Annotated in this window: 11 protein-coding genes; 3 read left to right on the top strand and 8 right to left on the bottom strand. The window is 62.4% G+C overall.

Going from position 1 to position 16,802, the window contains the following annotated elements; translation table 11 throughout:
- Positions 1-89: 89 nt before the first annotated feature.
- Genes DAT37_RS35670 through DAT37_RS35660 form a run of 3 tightly spaced genes read left to right on the top strand, consistent with a single transcriptional unit; the run spans position 90 to position 4,158 of the window.
- Positions 90-2,096: an acetoacetate--CoA ligase gene (locus DAT37_RS35670; protein ID WP_232840207.1), complete on the top strand. Its 2,007-nt coding sequence runs from the start codon at positions 90-92 to the stop codon at positions 2,094-2,096.
- Entirely contained in the window at positions 2,093-2,890 is a 798-nt protein-coding gene (locus tag DAT37_RS35665; RefSeq protein WP_109529352.1) for an enoyl-CoA hydratase/isomerase family protein, read from the top strand. Before DAT37_RS35670 ends, DAT37_RS35665 begins: the two co-directional genes overlap by 4 nt.
- Before the next feature lie 23 nt (positions 2,891-2,913).
- Complete coding sequence (locus DAT37_RS35660) at positions 2,914-4,158, top strand: chorismate-binding protein (protein WP_109529351.1); 1,245 nt, start codon at positions 2,914-2,916, stop codon at positions 4,156-4,158.
- A 729-nt stretch (positions 4,159-4,887) separates the two neighbouring features.
- On the opposite strand, the gene DAT37_RS35655 is transcribed toward DAT37_RS35660, so the two are convergent.
- From DAT37_RS35655 to DAT37_RS35620, 8 genes are all read right to left on the bottom strand, one after another.
- Positions 4,888-5,505 carry a GTP-binding protein gene (locus tag DAT37_RS35655; RefSeq protein WP_109529350.1) on the bottom strand — a complete coding sequence of 206 codons (618 nt, stop codon included), beginning with the start codon at positions 5,503-5,505 and terminating at the stop codon, positions 4,888-4,890.
- Positions 5,486-5,863, bottom strand: a complete 378-nt coding sequence (locus DAT37_RS35650; protein ID WP_109529349.1) for a DUF742 domain-containing protein — start codon at positions 5,861-5,863, stop codon at positions 5,486-5,488. Before DAT37_RS35650 ends, DAT37_RS35655 begins: the two co-directional genes overlap by 20 nt.
- Complete coding sequence (locus DAT37_RS35645) at positions 5,860-6,282, bottom strand: roadblock/LC7 domain-containing protein (RefSeq protein WP_109529348.1); 423 nt, start codon at positions 6,280-6,282, stop codon at positions 5,860-5,862. The genes DAT37_RS35650 and DAT37_RS35645 overlap by 4 nt, the downstream gene beginning before the upstream one ends.
- Positions 6,279-8,654, bottom strand: coding sequence for a sensor histidine kinase (locus DAT37_RS35640; RefSeq protein WP_198654595.1), 2,376 nt, complete (start codon positions 8,652-8,654; stop codon positions 6,279-6,281). Before DAT37_RS35640 ends, DAT37_RS35645 begins: the two co-directional genes overlap by 4 nt.
- 615 nt (positions 8,655-9,269) lie before the next feature.
- Positions 9,270-10,100: a formate dehydrogenase accessory sulfurtransferase FdhD gene (gene fdhD, locus DAT37_RS35635; RefSeq protein ID WP_109529346.1), complete on the bottom strand. Its 831-nt coding sequence runs from the start codon at positions 10,098-10,100 to the stop codon at positions 9,270-9,272.
- Positions 10,100-12,424, bottom strand: coding sequence for an FdhF/YdeP family oxidoreductase (locus tag DAT37_RS35630; protein WP_109529345.1), 2,325 nt, complete (start codon positions 12,422-12,424; stop codon positions 10,100-10,102). The genes fdhD and DAT37_RS35630 overlap by 1 nt, the downstream gene beginning before the upstream one ends.
- A 62-nt stretch (positions 12,425-12,486) precedes the next feature.
- Positions 12,487-13,536, bottom strand: a complete 1,050-nt coding sequence (locus DAT37_RS35625; protein WP_109529344.1) for a porin PorA family protein — start codon at positions 13,534-13,536, stop codon at positions 12,487-12,489.
- 1,753 nt (positions 13,537-15,289) lie between these two features.
- The gene (locus tag DAT37_RS35620) at positions 15,290-16,219 is read right to left on the bottom strand and encodes a PDR/VanB family oxidoreductase (RefSeq protein ID WP_109529396.1); all 930 of its coding nucleotides are present in this window, start codon (positions 16,217-16,219) and stop codon (positions 15,290-15,292) included.
- Positions 16,220-16,802 lie beyond the last annotated feature (583 nt).

Genomic DNA, 16,802 nt, shown 5'->3' with positions numbered 1-16,802 from the left:
GCAGCGTCCTCCGTGCCGGTCGGCCGGTCCACACCGACCGGCACGGGAGCACACCGTTGCCGAGACCTATCGCCCGAAGGGAATCAACCGTGCCGGAAGAGTTGTCCGACAGGCCGCTCTGGACGCCTGATCCATCAACAGCCGAGGGGTCCAACATCGCCGCGTTCCAGGTATGGCTGGCCGATCGACGAGACCTGGATTTCGACGACTACCGAGCGATGCACGCTTGGTCCGTCCGCGAGCCCGACCGATTCTGGGGGCTGCTGTGCGAGTACTTCGGCATCATCCGGTCGGGAAGCGATCACCCGGTGCGACGTGGCGATCGGATGCCTGAAGTCGAGTGGTTCCCCGACCTGCACCTCAACTATGTCGAGCAGGTGTTACGTCACGCGGACACCGATTCTGTCGCGATCATCGATGAATCGGAGCCCGGCGGCCTCGATACGCGAAAGGTGACCTGGCGCGAGCTCCGACGCCAAGTCGCTGCTGTAGCAGCATTCTTGCGTTCCCGTGGTGTCGCACCGGGAGACCGGGTGGTGGGCTATCTTCCCAACATCGCCGAAGCGGTCATCGCATTCCTCGCCACGGCGAGCGTCGGGGCGATCTGGTCTTCCTGCGGACAGGACTATGCCGCCTCCGCGGCCGCTGATCGGCTCGGTCAGCTCGAACCGGTCGTCTTGATCGCCGCCGACGGCTACCGGTACGCCGGCAAGCAAGCCGACCGCCGCAGTTCGATCGCCGAATTGCGCGAAGCCATGCCGAGCGTGCGCACCACGATCGTCGTCGCCCGACTCGGCCTGGAGATCGTTGACCTGACCGGTATCGAAACGTGGGCGGAGGTCAGCGCGGGCGAGCACGAACTCGAGCCGACGCAGGTGCCGTTCGAGCATCCGTTGTGGGTACTGTTCTCCTCCGGAACCAGCGGCCGACCCAAAGGCATCGTCCACGGTCACGGCGGGGTCCTGATCGAACACCTGAAGCAGATGACCTTCCATCTCGACCTGCGACCCGGAGACACCTATTTCTGGTATACCTCACCGAGCTGGATGATGTGGAACTTCCAGGTCGCGGGACTTCTCGTGGGTGCGACGATCGTCGCCTACGACGGCAGCCCCACTGCTCCGACTCCAGAGCAACTGTGGTCGATCGCGGCGCGACACAATGTCGCGGTGCTCGGCACGAGTCCCGCCTACCTGCAGGCGTGCGAAAAGTCTGGTAGCCGACCAACTTTGGGGCGCGACCTCCGCGCCTTGAGAACTCTCGGTGCCACCGGCGCGGTACTGCCCCCGGCATCATACGAGTGGGCCGCGCGAGAACTGGGCGGCCGAGTGGCGTTGGCTTCCACGACGGGCGGAACCGACGTCGTCAGTGCCTTCGCCGGATTCGTGCCCACCGTGCCGGTTCGGATCGGCGAATTGTCGGTACCGTGCCTCGGCGTCGCCCTCGAAGCGTGGGACAACGAGGGCCGTCCGGTGATCGATGAAGTCGGTGAGCTTGTAGTAACGGCTCCGCTGCCGTCGATGCCGCTGTGTTTCTGGAATGACGCGGAAGGCGCACGCTACCGCGCCGCCTACTTCGACAGCTGGCCCGGCGTGTGGAGGCATGGCGATTGGATCACGGTGACCGAGCGGGGGTCGGTCATTGTGCACGGACGTTCGGACGCCACTCTGAACCGCAACGGTGTGCGGATGGGTAGTTCCGATGTATATCAGGCGGTTGAGAAGCTTGCCGAAGTCAAGGAATCACTGCTGCTCGGCGTCGAGTACCCGGACGGCAAATATTGGATGCCGCTGTTCGTTGTTCTTGCCGACGGCGTCGAACTTGACGACGATCTTCGGGGTAGGCTGCGCACCGCAATCGTGGAGGGAGCCTCCCCGCGGCACGTCCCGGACGAAGTTATCGCGGTACGCGGCATCCCCCACACCAGGACGGGAAAGAAACTCGAGATTCCGCTCAAGCGGCTGATGCAGGGCGCCGATCTCGGTGACGTCGCCGATGCCAGATCCATCGATGACCCGGCGCTGCTCGAGCTGTTCGCGGCGATCGCCGCCGAGCAGCAGATTCGGCGGGGTAGCCGCGAAGAAGTAAGCCGATGAACGAGTCCGAGCACAGTCTTGTGCGCGTGGAGATCGCCTCGTCGCTAGCCGTGCTGACCCTCGCACGACCGCGCAAGTTCAATGCCTTCGACCTCGCGATGGCGCGGGACCTGCTGGACGCCGTCCGGCAAGTCGATCATCTCGCGCGCAGCGGAGCTGCTCGCGCGATAGTCTTCGCCGCTGAAGGCAAAGTGTTCTCCGTCGGAGGCGATCTCGGGTATTTCACCGAAGGTGACGATCGTGGCGAGCGGATGCGCGAGGTCGCCACCGCGTTGCATCACGCGGTAGATATCCTCACCACTACCCCGGCCCCGGTGGTGACCGCGCTGCACGGTGTCGCGGCGGGAGCGGGTGTCGGCTTGGCCCTCGCCGGCGACATCATCCTCGCCGGACCGCAGGCCCAACTGCGCCTCGCCTACACTGCGGCGGGCCTTTCGCCGGACTGTGGCGCGTCCTGGGCCCTGATCCGCATCATCGGATCAGCACGTGCGATGGATCTCGCGCTGACCAACCGCGCACTCGACGCGGCCGAGGCGGAGAAGTGGGGTCTGGTGAGCCGGCTCACCGACTCCGACGATGTCACAAGCGAGGCACTGACAATCGCGCAACAACTCGCCACCGGGTCGGTCGACGCTCTCGCGACGACCAAGGCCTTGCTGCGGTCGAGCCTCGCACACACGCTGCCGGTGCACCTGGACTCGGAAGCGGACGCGATCTCCCGTCTCGTGGACAGTCCGAACGGCCGCGAGGGAGTCGACGCCTTCCTGGCCAAACGCACTCCCACATTCGGCTGAGCGGCAGCAGGGCGGGCGGACCGGTGCTGCGTGGAACCGAGTGGTCAAGATTCGATGACCTGTGTGCGGGAACTGCCTGGCTGTTCCCCGCGATCAAGACCAGTCTCGTCGCCTGGCAGCATCACGAGGTGCCAGCCGTGCTGGCCGAAGTCGAGAAAGCTACAGCGGACGGCCGGTGGGCGTGGGGATTCGTATCCTACGAGGCGGCCAGCGGTCTCGATCCCACTCTGCTTGCTCACCCACCGATCGACGGACTGCCCCTGGCGTGGTTCGGTATCACCGTTGCACCGCTGCCCGCTCCAGCTCTGAGGACCGGCCCCCACCGCGACTACACCGCTGGTCCCTGGGGCTGTGATTGGCCAAGAGCGACGCATCGTTCTCGGGTTGCGGCGGTGCGGGCAAGGATCGCCGAAGGCGAGACCTACCAGTGCAACCTGACCACCCGACTGCGCACCGATCTGCGCGGCGACGCCCAAGACTTCTACTCGACTATCGCGCTCGGCCAGCAGGGAGCCTACAACGCCTATCTGGATCTCGGGCGGTACGTCATCGCGAGCGCCAGCCCGGAACTCTTCTTCGAATTGCATGCCGATCGGCTCACTATGCGACCGATGAAGGGCACCGCTGCGCGCGGCCTGACGGACGCCGAGGACGCCGTGATCCGCGCCCAGCTCCAAGCGAGCCCCAAGGAGCGAGCCGAGAACATCATGATCGTCGACCTGATCCGTAACGATCTCGCCCGGCTAGCCACGATCGGATCGGTCTCGGTCTCCTCGCTGTGCACCGCGGAGCGCTACGAGACAGTTCACCAGCTGACCTCCACCGTCACAGCGCGGCTTCGGCCCGATCTGGGCTTGGTGGATATCTTCCGCGCCTTGTTCCCCTGCGGATCGGTCACCGGCGCCCCCAAGTGCAACACCATGCGCATGATTCGACACCTGGAGGACGACGCCCGCGGCGTCTACTGCGGCGCGATCGGTGTGATCGCTCCTCCTGATCACCGATTCCGGGCCCGTTTCAGCGTCGCGATCCGGACCGCACTTATCGATCGGGACACCAGCAGCGCGGTCTACGGCAGCGGAGGCGCGATCACCTGGAGTTCGGACCCCGACGACGAATACGACGAGCTGCTCACCAAAGCGAGGGTTCTGCACGGGTGGCAGCACAAGGCACCGGAAGACAGTCGGGCGAGGGTGAGTACGGGAGACAGCAGCGCGAACATGCCTGTCAGTCAGGGACGACGGCGATCAGGTGCTCGACCAGCCTGAGGAGCAGCGAAATTCGCAGTCACGTCGTCTCGCATCGCACCACTGCACCGCCAGCCCCGAGTCGAGATTCAGAGCGTCCCGGACTTCGTCGGCCGGATACAGCGGGTAACCGTCCAAATGGTTGACTCCAACGACGAACGGGGCGTTTGTGGCGTTTCGAGATAGTCGATGGCGACGAAAGAGAGCCAAGTGGCGGGGGTCGGCCAGCACGATTGCGCCAAGGTCGCCGCCGGACAATTCTTCCGACAGGACCAGTAACGGTCAGGCCAGGAGTCCCGAGAATGGACCACCATACCGATTGGCAAGGATCACGACCCAAGAAACAGACGTTCGCATGGCAGACGAGGCAGCAGTCGCAGGTCATCGAGGGTGCTGCGGATCAGTTCGATCGTGCACCACCTATACCGCGTCCAGTCATCGATCACGTGGCGTGCCGCCGCTACATTGGCCGCGTAGTCGAAAGGCATACCCCTGAGCCAAATCCGTAGATGCACATCACCACCCGGCGCTGACCACCCATCAATGCTCATGGCATGCCGTAGCGGTTAGAAAACCTGACCAGGATGCTCGGCTCACCGACGATACGACGTTCGCACGGGTACGTCCGCATCGCTTGTTGAGCCCTGTTTCTTCTAGTGACTGTCATGTGAAACCTTCCTGATCGAAGTTCAACATTGCCGTTGCAGTGCCCGGGTCAGAACCCACTGCCGGTGGGCATCTGCGACGCCGCTAGCTGTTCTGAGGACATGTCACCGTGTCCGCGGGCGCTACTTGTGTGATCAAGAATTCGACCAGGGTGAGTAGCAGTGCCTTGGTCGAATCGCGGTGTCGTGCATCACACGGCTGAATCGGAACCACAGCGTCGAGGTCCAGGGCGGTGCGTACTTCGCCTGGGCTGTAGGTCGGACCGCCGGTGAAGCAGTTGACACCAACAACGAAAGGAATGCCTCGGCGTTCGAAGTAGTCGACGGCGGCGAAGGAGATATCGAGGCGGCGTGGGTCGGCGAGGACGACAGCGCCGAGTGCTCCTCGTGCGAGTTCGTCCCACAGGAACCAGAAGCGATCCTGGCCCGGGGTTCCGAACAGGTACACCACCAACTCCTCATCGATGGTGATGCGTCCGAAGTCCAGCGCTACGGTCGTGGTGGTCTTACGGTCGACTCCGGTGATGTCGTCGACGGCGAAGCCAGCGTCGGTGAGTAGTTCTTCGGTGCGTAGCGGTGGAACTTCGCTGATGGATGAGACCATTGTCGTTTTGCCCACACCGAATCCGCCGGCGATCAGGATTTTGGCGGACCTCGGAGGTAAAGGCTGATCCGTTGTGGACTCAGAGTTTTCGAATGCCATTGAGCACCGCCTGCAGTAGATCTCGGTCACGGGAGATGTCGCTCTGTGGCGGCGCGGGTGGACGATAGGTGAGATAGCCCCTGTCGATCAGTTCGCTGATCAGAATTTTCGTCACGTACAGCGGAAGCTGTAGTTGGGCTGCGACTTCGGCCACGGATTGTGCTTGAGTGCACATCCGCACGATGTTGGTGTGCTCGGGTTCCATCCGAGCAACGCCGCGGTAATGCTCGACCGTCACGACGAGTGTGATCATGTCGAGGTCGTGGCGCACAGTTCCGCCGTGTCCGCCCGTCACAGCGTACGGGCGGATCAGAGGACCAGCGTCGTCTTCGAACCACGACTCGCGCGCGGGCGTCATTGTCGTGATTCGACCCGGCTGAATTCGCCGTGCCGCTTCGCCGCTGACAAGTAGGTTCCCAACCGCTGCACGGTCTGGTTCATCTCATAGGCGACCATTCCCATGTTCGCCGACTCGTCCGCCCACAGAGCCAGACACGCGTTGGGACCACCCGTGGTGACGAACATGACAGCTTCGTCGAGTTCGATGACCGCTTGCCGCACGCTGCCACCGGCGAAGCGACCGCCGGCGCTACGCGCCAACCCGTGCAGTGCCGACGCCATCGCGCAGAAGTGCTCGGCATCGTTGCGCGTGATGGTGCTGGAGCGCGCCATCAGGAGCCCGTCGGTCGATAGCAGTACCGCGTTGCGTACTCCGGGCAGTCGTTGCACGAGTTCCTCGAGAAGCCAGTCGAGGTCGGTGGATGCCGAGGGTGTCATGACGATTTCTCTTCCTCTTCGTTGGCGGTGGCCGGGCGGTTGATACGGCCTTGTCGGGTTCCATTGGCGATCGCCGACATCAGGTCTCGTGCCTGCTCCGCAGTGCGTGACCCGGCCGCGTTCGGTGCGGGCGCATCCACGCTGACGGTCTCGGCCAGTTCCGGAGCGAGACTCTCTTGACGGCGACGGCGTGGAAGCGCAGGCCGATCATCAGGTTCTGACACCGGTCGACGCCCGGAGCCCGACTGGACCGGAGGCTGGGAATTCGTGGGTTGCTGCCACCGGTCGAGGAGAGGGGCCTCGCCGATTGCCGGTACCGCTTCGTCCGACGCGGGAATCGGCCGAGAGTGCTCGGTGGAAGGGATCTGCTGGCGGACGTCGTCGATAACAGAGCGATGTACTGGTCGGCGGACAGGGCGCGCCGTTTCTCTCTCGGCCAATCCCTTTCCGTCGAAGGCCAGGGATCGGGGCTCGTCCCGTGAAGCCTTTGGGGGGTCGTCGGCCAGCAGCGTCGCCGGAATGAGAACCACAGCTTTGATTCCGCCGTAGTCGGACTCGGTCAGGCGTACCTTGATTCCGTTTCTGGATGCAAGCATCGACACCACGATCAACCCGAGTCGTGAATCGCTCGACAGCTGTATCAATCCGAAGTCCGGGCTGTCACCGAGCAACACGTTGAGGCGAACACGCTCGTCTTCCGGAATGCCCAGCCCCTGGTCGATGATCTCGACCACCGCGCCTTTGCCGACCACCGTCCCGGACGCTTCGACGCGAGAAGTTGGAGGCGAATACGTAGTCGCGTTGTCGATCAACTCAGCGAGGAGATGGATGACGTCCGCGACCACGGAGCCGTTGATTCGCACCTCCGGGAATCGGGTGGCCTGCACCCGCGCGTAGTCCTGGGTCTCGGCTATCGCACTGCGAACGATGTCTTGCAGCGCAACAGGATTCCGCCACTGCCGCCCCGGTCGTTCACCGCCCAAGATGATCAGGTTCTCCGCGTTGCGCCGCTCCCTGGTCGCCAGGTGATCGAGCTGGAACAACAAGCTCATCAACGCGGGGTCTTCCTCACGAGCTTCGGCGGCATCGAGGACCTCGAGCTGCCGGTGGGCCATCAACTGACTGCGATGGGCCAGGTTGAGGAATACCGCGTTGACCGCCTCCCTGGTCTTGGCTTCGGTCACCGCGGCCGAAACCGCAGCACGCTGCGCGGCATCGAACGCGTTGGCGACCTGTCCGATCTCATCGCCGCCGAATTCCAATGTCGGCAGCTCGGAGTCGATATCGACACGTTCACCGGCCCGAATCCGCTCCATTATCGCGGGCAGCTGCACATCGGCTAGAGCCAGAGTTTCCAGTCGCAACCGCTTGAGTCGCCACGTGAGTCGGTTCGCAAGCCACAGAGTCACCAGAAAGGCCGCGATCGTCACAATCAACGCGACGGCGCCGACGAGGATTGTCGACTGCGTGGTGTTCTGCGCGTTGTCGGCAGCCCGCCGCTGGACTTGCTCGTAGTAGCTGCGCCACAACGATCGGAGCCGATCGACCGACTCGTCCGAATGCTCCTGCAGGAAAACCTGGTCCACCATCGGCTGCGTGGTTGCACCGCTTCGTGATACAGAGGAACTTGTTCGGTCAGGAGCCTGGTCGCGGCTGCCACGATCGATCAGGGCGTCTTCGAAATCGGCAAGTTGCTGCCATTGTGGGTCTGTGGTGAGTTCTGTGATCTGTCCACGCAGCCGTGCGTCGTCGCCGTGGCTCAGAGTGTCGATCTCGGCATGGTAGGCACCGATCCGGCTGACGAATTCACGCAGGGTGCGACTGTCTAGTCCTTCTTCGGTCATCGCGGCCGCGGCCAGCGAATGTGCCGCAGACATGGCATCGGCTGCCCGAAACAACGCTGCGGTGTTCGCCATGGCGACAGCACTTCCGATATCGGGTGCATGCCGGACCATGATGTCGATGGCGATGGCCCCAGCACCAGTCAGGCGACTGAATGTTCTATATACCTCATCAACATTCGAAGCATCGGCATCGACACGGGTTCGCAATTCGGTCAGCTGGCGGACAGCATCGCCGAACCCGGCCCCGAAACTGTCGAACGTTCCAGGAATAACTTGACTCAATTCTCCAACCGCTGCCATCAATGTGCGGCCTGCCGCGTCCACGCGCTGCCGTTCTGTGCGCAAGTCCATCTCATCAAAAGGCCGATGCGCGGTTTGCAGCAATGTCAGCCGGCGCTCTTGCAGAATCGCTTCATTGAAGTCAACAGCGTGCGGAGCCGATTGCAAAATGACGTCGGCCCATTCTCGATCTTGGCGCGCCTGACCGATGAAATGACTCATCACGCCTGCGACAGCCGCGGCGAGCACGATACTCGGAATCAGGGCGATCGCAAGAATTCGTGAACGAACGCTGCCGAGTCGCGTCTCTCCTATCCCACGAAATCGAAGGAGACGACGGCGATGTTTCGGGGCGTCAGATATCGAGGAAGTGTTCATCGAAGGTGTCCCTCTGCTCGACGGTCGGGGACCAAGCGACCGGTCACCACCAACTCATGAAATGCGGCGCGCTTACGGGCGCAAGTACCTACTCGGCACCGCCGATGAAGTTGCATCAGCGTGTGCGCATCATCTGTGGTCAGCGCCCCGAAGAGAGGCTTGTCGCAGTGGCCGACCAACTGTCCTGGGGCGTTGGCCCGATCTGCGATATCGCCGATTTCGCCACCCGAGACCAATTCTTTTCGCCTATATTTTGGGTTGGATCTAAATAGGGTCAGTCCACCGATATAAACACCGATGAGGACCAGATATACACCGATCAAAAAATCCATGAGGTATCCGAAGAGTAGAAGGGGTCGACCAGACCGACAGAACCTGCCAGGCAGGAGAACCGCCGAAGACTCGACAATTCAACCGATCGTGCCGCCATTTGAGTTTCCGAACACCGATCCGCATTCGGTCTGCTCGCGCAATGAAAATAGCAGATCATTCGCATAACCGAATTCGCGAGAAATGCGTGTACACGTTCATGGCCCGGCCGCGCAGGAATCCGATGAGGGTGAGGCCGGTGTCCTCGGCCAGATCGATCGCGAGTGACGTGGGCGCGGAGACGGCTGCAAGGATCGGGATTCCCGCCATTACTGCCTTCTGAGCCAGCTCGAACGACACACGACCACTGACTAGCATGATGGTCCCGCGCAGCGGGATCCGGTTCTGTTCGAGACTCCAGCCTATGAGTTTGTCGGTGGCATTGTGTCGACCGACGTCCTCGCGGAGAGCCAGCAGTTCACCGCCGGTTGTGAACAGGCCCGCCGCATGCAGTCCGCCCGTAGTCGCGAAGACCTTCTGTGCGGCAGCCAATGCGTCCGGCAGTGTCGATACAGTGTGGCTCGAAACCGTAGCGATGTCGGTGGCAGGTGAGTACTTGGTGCGCTGCCGGATGGCGTCGAGGCTGGCTTTGCCGCAGATTCCGCAGGAGGAGCTGGTGTAGAAGTTGCGTTCGAGAGCGAGTTGCGGAGGCGCGATATGGGCAGCCAATTCGACGGTGAGCACATTGTAGGTGTTGCGGCCTTCAGCGTCGCGGCTGTCGCAGTAGCGTATTGCGGCGATGTCGTCGCGGTCGGCAATGATACCTTCGGCGAGTAGAAAGCCCTGCGCGAGTTCGATATCGGCACCAGGCGTGCGCATGGTGATCGCAACCGGCTTGTTGTTGATCCGGATCTCGAGGGGTTCCTCGACGACAACGGTGTCGGGCGCGACACAGTCGAATCCATCGCGGTATCGGTTGATTCGCACACGAGTCGTGACTCTGCCCATCACGAGCCGCTCTCGGCGCGGCGCGGAACCACGCGGATTGTCACAGCCTTGGAGACGGGTGTGTTGGATCCCGTCGCGACATGATCGAGTGCGATCAGCGGGTTGGTTTCGGGGTAGTAGGCCGCCGCATTACCTTGCGGGGTGGGATAGGGAACGAGTCGGAAATTCTCGACACGCCGTTCCTCGACCGAACCGTCAGGAAGGGATCGTTCGGAAACAATGTCGACAAGCTCGTCGGGCGAAAGTTGCATCGACTCCAGGTCGGCGGTATTGATCAGCAGTACCCGGCGTCCGCCCTTGATGCCGCGGTAGCGATCATCCAGGCCATAGATGGTGGTGTTGTACTGGTCGTGAGAGCGCAAGGTCTGCAATATCAGCCGTCCTGGCGGAACAGGCAGCCAGGTCAGTGGGTTGATAGTGAATTTCGCCTTCCCGGAATCGGTTTCGAAGCGGCGCTCATCCCGCGGTGGGTGCGGTAGAACGAAACCGTCGGGCTGGCGGACCCGTTTGTTGAAGTCCTCGAAGCCAGGCACGACCCGGGCGATGGCGTCACGGACGCGGTCGTAGTCAGTAACGAACGTTGCCCACGGCACAAAGTGGTCGGGGCCGAACAGTGCCTGAGCCAGACCGCACACGATCGCGATTTCGCTGCGCACCTGCTTGCCTGGCGGGGTGAGTGCCCCGCGGGAGAAGTGCACCACCGACATCGAATCCTCTACGGTAACCTTCTGTTTCCCGCCGGACTGGATGTCGCGGTCTGTACGCGCGAGCGCCGGCAAGATCACCGCAGTGGCACCGTGGACGAGGTGGCTGCGGTTGAGCTTGGTTGATACCTGCACGGTCAGAGTGCAGCTGCGCAGCGCGGATTCGGTGACCGTAGTGTCGGGAGTTGCGGCGACGAAGTTGCCGCCCATGCCGACGAAAACGCTGGCACGGCCATCACGCATCGCCCGGATGGAGTCCACGACGTCGTACCCGTGATCTCGCGGAGCTTCGATACCGAACTCGGAATCGAGTGCCTTCAGAAACGATTCGGGCATCTTCTCCCAGACGCCCATCGTCCGATCGCCCTGAACGTTGGAGTGACCGCGAACAGGGCACACTCCTGCACCCGGTTTGCCGATCATGCCTTGCAGCAACAGCAGGTTGACCGCGTCTTTGATGGTCGCGACACCATGGACGTGCTGGGTCAAACCCATCGCCCAGCAGATAACTGTCCGCTTGGAGGTAGCCAGCGCCTGGGCGGTTTCGCGGATGCGGTCGATGCTCAGCCCAGTTGCCGCCACTGCGATATCCAGGTCGAAGCCGCGTATGGAGGCGACGTATTCATCGAAGCCATCGGTACAGGTCGTGATGAATTGGTGGTCCAAAACGGCGCCGGGCCGCGCGTCGTCGGCTTCCACTAGCAGCCGCCCTAGTGCCTGGAACAGGGCTTGATCTCCGCCGAGGCGGATCTGCAGGAACTCGTCGGCGATGGCGACTCCCGTGCCCAGTACGCCGTGAATCTTCTGCGGATCCCGAAAACGCAGCAATCCCGCTTCAGGAAGAGGGTTGATCGCGATCACCTTTGCGCCGTTGGCCTTCGCTCTCTCCAAGGTCGACAGCATCCGCGGGTGGTTGGTTCCGGGGTTTTGGCCGACAACCAGGATGAGTTCGGCATGCTCTATATCGGTCACCGAGACCGATCCTTTGCCGATCCCGATCGTGTCGACCAGGGCAGTGCCAGACGATTCGTGGCACATATTCGAGCAGTCCGGCAAGTTATTGGTGCCGAACGACCGAACCAGCAACTGGTACAGGAACGCAGCCTCGTTACTGGTACGTCCGGAGGTATAGAACACAGCACGATCAGGACTTTCCAGCGCTTTCAACTGCTCGGCGATCATGCCGAACGCCTCATCCCATTCCAGCGGGACATAGTGGTTGCTGCCGGGTCGCAACACCATCGGATGGGTCAGCCGCCCCTGTTGCCCCAGCCAGTACTCGCTCCGGCCCAGCAACTCCTGCACCGAGTGCTGTGCGAAAAACTCGGGAGTCACGACTCGCGTTGTCGCTTCCTCAGCGACAGCCTTGGCGCCGTTCTCACAAAATTCCGCGTGCTTGCGGTGCCCCGGCGTTTCCGGCCAAGCGCAACCTGGACAGTCGAACCCGGATCGCTGGTTCAACTTCGACAACGTGCGCACTGTGCGCACCGCACCCATCTGCTCGAACCCGCGCCGCAACGACACCACAACAGCGCCGATACCTGCTGCATAGGACTTCGCAGGACTGACGACGAGATCATTCTCATCGAACTCGTAAGGATCGGGACGCGGCACTGACATCTACTACTTTCTCTGTGGTGTTCGGGGCGATCTACGCAGGGCGATCGCCCCGAACAAGGCACTCAGTTGGCGGCCGCGCTCGTGGTGGAACGGCGGTCTGCGCTGTCGGCTGTGGAACTCACGGACGGGCGAAGACGCACCACACCGAGGCCGATCAGGATCAGACCAAGGATCACCAACGTCACCGGGACGACGATCGACCCGATAAACAACAATCGCGACGTCGATGCTGCGGTATCGGCGGCCGCCGCGATCGAGGCACTGGTGAGCTTGGTGTCCAGCGCCATCACCGGCATGATCGCGACCTGTTCGCCGGCGATGTCGACATTGACGACGACCTTCATCGCCATGGTGCCGTCCACCGGTGTACCCAAGGTTTCGTCTACGGCGAGTGCGAGGTCAGACGCGGCCGTGTACTTGAGCGGGACCGGATCGGGCAGCGTTGCCGCAGCAGCACCGATCTTGGCCTGTACGTCTGAGGGCAGCAGCGGCGCGAGCCCCGCGAGCTGAGCTTTCGGCAATGCCGCGGGCAATGCTGAAAGAATAGCCTTGTCGCGGAGAGCCCCTGACGCCGTGATCGCGTAGCCGAGGGTGCTACGACCCGAGACGGTCGCGGCACCCGTGTACTTCATCGGAACGGTGGAACCGGTCGCGAAATCGTAAAGTTGGTAGGCGGTGCCCGAATCCGGCGATATCGGCAACCCGATGGTCAGTCCCTGATGAGGTTCGACGTCGGTCCCGGCCGGTGCCTGGGCGGCCTCCATCGACTTGCGGTCGAGGGCGTAGATGTGATTGGTGGGCAATGAAATTCCGCCCGGCGCGTTCACAGTGAAATCGTCATGCACGATCGCGGTGTCACCCTCCACACCACTGACATAGGTGTGACGGTCGACGGTGACAGGCACGTTCGAGGCCACGGCGTTCGCGGTATCTCCCGCCTGCAGAGCCGCTGCGTTGAGTAGCGTGCCCGTTCCTGCATAGTGATTGGTGACATCGAGATCGTTCGGCAACTTCGACACCGACGGGACGACGTAGAACCGCATGACCGCACCGGCCAACAACAGTAGTACGCCCAATGGAATCAGGATCTTGGCTGATCGACGTCTCGACATGGGGGTTCCTCCTCGATGAGGGATTCGCGGGCTGCCTGACTAGCGGCTCGCAGGGACAATCGGGTATTCACGTGGTTTCGCCTCTTACGGCGCCAGCAGGCCGCACGATCCTTCGTGGACGGCCCGGCCGCGTGCCAGAGCTGAGGCAACAGGCCAACACAGGGCCAGGTGGGTGGTTCGCATTCAATACCGGAGCCCATTTCGACTGCCGCACTTCTGGTTCGGCCGACCAATGGCTTGCTTTGCGACGCAACCGGCAAGTGCGGCAGTGCCTCGAATGCGGTAAACGATGCCCGACCGCGCGGAGTGGAGTTCGGTGTCGAGCTCGTCACCCCGTGTGGGTAGCCGTGTTTCAATGACCGAATCGATCGACATATCGTTTACCTGATTCACTCCAATGGTCGTCGATCCAACATGGTCGGGCACTAACCGAATCTGCTGATTAACAGTATTCGCGTGGCCTTCAGGCAGAAGCATCCAATGACCGCCTGCTTGTCGGGTGGATGCCGTACCACACCTACGTTGTTTGCTGTATGCCTCCTACGCCGTCGCGTTCGCATGAACTCATTCCGACTCGGAACAGTTCAGTCCGCTACTGATTCGCCCCAAAGGCGTTACCGCACCTCGAATGATTGGCCGTACACACACCGTTTGATGTGATGCCGCGACGCTGCGGCAGATGGCGTAGCAACCTCGCGAAATACCTGTCGAGGAATTGCCCATCTGATGGCCCTTCAAGAACTGAGTTACGAATCGCGATCGTGTCCGCCAGCTCCAATCCCCGTAAACATCAGCGTCTCGTGGAGTGTGTTGGCGCCCCGGTGCGATCACGTCGACCCGGGTGCGAATTCGACCGGCCAAGAGTGTCACCGTAAGACGCATGCGTGTAGGGGTGAATTACCCGGTCGCACTACCCCATTGTGATTTGAATCATGGAGCCGCTCGGCAACCGCCCCCGTCCGTCACGACCGATCATCGGTGCCGCGGACCTCCTCGAGCATTGCGATGGTGTCGAACGTCTCCGCGCGGAGGTCAAGCCACCCTGACGTCACGAGCATCGTTGACCACGAGAAGTTGATCGCAACAAGCGAACCGACGACAGCCCAACGGGTCGGGCGAGCTGACCGAGCTACTCGCTGACGCGCTGGGAACCTGGCCGAGGATCAGATCCCGGTCGCGATCGAGACCCCCGCGGCTGATGGTCGCGGCGTCGCCCGCGACCGGTCGTCCGGTGTTCGTGATCAACCTGATGGCAGTGGCCCGATTTTCGAGAACCTCAGAGTGCCGCTGCTGACCAAGGCCGGGGTCGCGGGCCGCGCTGCGCCGTGCAGGCCGCCAACCGACGAGTTGGAGGTGGACGAGGAAGTCTGCAAAGACCGTGACTACGTCGTCATCACCGGTTCCCGAGATCGGCGACCTAACTCACGCCAGATCGCTCGCCGAAGTCAATGCCGACCGCACCCGATTTCCGCTACGCGGCTCAGCGCCGATCACCACGGCCTCGGGCAAGGCCATCTCGATCACCCACCAGCGGATCGAGAACGCCCGCCTGGCCGCCGTCGGATGGGGGCTTGGCTACTGCGATGGTCGTGAATCATGGTCCCGCCCGAGACCACTACCGACGGCGACGCGCAGACGGAGATCGCCATGCACCCGCGATGCGCCCACGACCGTGTTGAGCTGGGCGACGCCGTGTGCTCCTCCCCTGTGACCATGACAGCGCGCACGATCCATGATTCCGCCCGCGACTGTCTCACAGATCCAGCACGAGGCGGCCGCACCGAGGTCGCGAAACGCAGATCATCATAGTGTCGTTGGCGGCGCGCTCTTCGTCGGACAGCACAGCGTCCCGGTGGTCGATTGTGCCTTCGATCACCGGAGTCTCGCAAGATCCACAAATACCTTCCGAGCAGGATGAAATGACGTGGATCCCGGCATCGGCGACCGCCCGCAGGATCGAGGTTCCCGCGGGCACCTCCAGAGTCAACTGCGATGCTCGAAGCTCGACCTCTACCGGCTGATCCTCGCCGGTATCCACAGGTTTCGGTGGCGTAAAATGCTCCACGCGCAGCGCGCCAGGGTTCCACCGCGAGCTCAGCTCTCTGATTGCGTCTAGCAGAGGCTCCGGACCACAGCAGTAGATCAGGGTGTCATTCAGCCGATGTCCGATCGCCTTTTCCAAGTCGAGCCGCCCATGTTCCTCCCGTGGGAAGAAGCTGACTCGGTCGCCGAATGAGGCGAGCTCGTCGGTAAAGGCCATTGTTTCGGATGAGCGACCACAGTAGTAGAGGTGCCAGTCGGCGCCAGTTCGGTCGGCCTCGGCGACCATCGGCAAGATCGGTGTGATGCCGATGCCGCCCGCGATGAATACATATCGAGGTGAAGGATGGAGCGGAAAGTGGTTGCGGGGCCCTCGCACTCGGACACGATCACCCGGTGCAACGTGGTCATGGATCCAGTTCGACCCGCCCCGCCCATCTGGTTCGCGCAGTACGGCGATGCGCCAGGTGCTGACCGAGCGGTCATAGCCGGTGAGGGAGTACTGCCGAGCCGAGCCGTCCGCGACGAAGACATCGATGTGTGCGCCCGGACTCCACGGCGGCAGCTCATGCCCCTCGGAGACCCTGAATCCGATCTCCACCACGCCGCTCGTCTTCGTGATCCGTGAGCTCACCTCGAGCATTGCATCGAGCTCCGCACCGTACGGGGACACCGCCTGCTCAGTAGCCGAATCGATCGACATTTCGCTCACCTCACTCGCTCTCGCGGCCGTCGATCCGACTCGGTCGGACATTGACCGTTGGGATACCGACGCTATTCATTGCGGCTGGCACGCAGAAGCGCGCAACGTCCACGTACTGCGGGAGTATCCGTCCCAGGGCATATACGTCATTTGTCTCGTAGGGCGCGGCGATTCCGGTCATGATTCGATTTCCGGGGAAGGCACGAGCGCAACCGCAAGGATTCTGTCCCGGACGCCGACAAGAGCACAGCTTCGCATCCGGGCAGGACCACTGCCATCGCAGAATGCCTTCCCGAATCGGCCGGGCCTGATATGGTCTGAGTTGCTTTTTTCGGGCGCACCACGACCATGTAGGCGTGATGCCTGCGCGACCGCGCCGACGGCGCTCGAGGTCTTTTCCACCTGGTTGTCCTTTGTAGTACCGAAAGTCTGTCTCGCCCACGCTCGCCGCGAATCCAGTAGCTGCACGCGGCCCGGCAGATGAGAATCTCAGCGGACACCTCGACAGTCCAGGGGCGAACTA

The sequence above is a fragment of the Nocardia aurea genome (assembly GCF_003123685.1).
Classification (GTDB): Bacteria; Actinomycetota; Actinomycetes; order Mycobacteriales; family Mycobacteriaceae; genus Nocardia; species Nocardia aurea.
Note: the sequence above shows the minus strand (reverse complement) of the source record. Positions and strands in the feature narration are given on the sequence as shown.

Excerpts from the sequence above, each read along its gene's own strand:
- DAT37_RS35665 (WP_109529352.1), top strand. The coding sequence starts at position 2,093 with ATGAACGAGTCCGAGCACAGTCTTGTGCGCGTGGAGATCGCCTCGTCG.
- DAT37_RS35655 (WP_109529350.1), bottom strand. The coding sequence starts at position 5,505 with ATGGCATTCGAAAACTCTGAGTCCACAACGGATCAGCCTTTACCTCCG.
- DAT37_RS35650 (WP_109529349.1), bottom strand. The coding sequence starts at position 5,863 with ATGACGCCCGCGCGCGAGTCGTGGTTCGAAGACGACGCTGGTCCTCTG.
- DAT37_RS35645 (WP_109529348.1), bottom strand. The coding sequence starts at position 6,282 with ATGACACCCTCGGCATCCACCGACCTCGACTGGCTTCTCGAGGAACTC.
- fdhD (WP_109529346.1), bottom strand. The coding sequence starts at position 10,100 with ATGGGCAGAGTCACGACTCGTGTGCGAATCAACCGATACCGCGATGGA.
- DAT37_RS35630 (WP_109529345.1), bottom strand. The coding sequence starts at position 12,424 with ATGTCAGTGCCGCGTCCCGATCCTTACGAGTTCGATGAGAATGATCTC.
- DAT37_RS35625 (WP_109529344.1), bottom strand. The coding sequence starts at position 13,536 with ATGTCGAGACGTCGATCAGCCAAGATCCTGATTCCATTGGGCGTACTA.
- DAT37_RS35620 (WP_109529396.1), bottom strand. The coding sequence starts at position 16,219 with ATGCTCGAGGTGAGCTCACGGATCACGAAGACGAGCGGCGTGGTGGAG.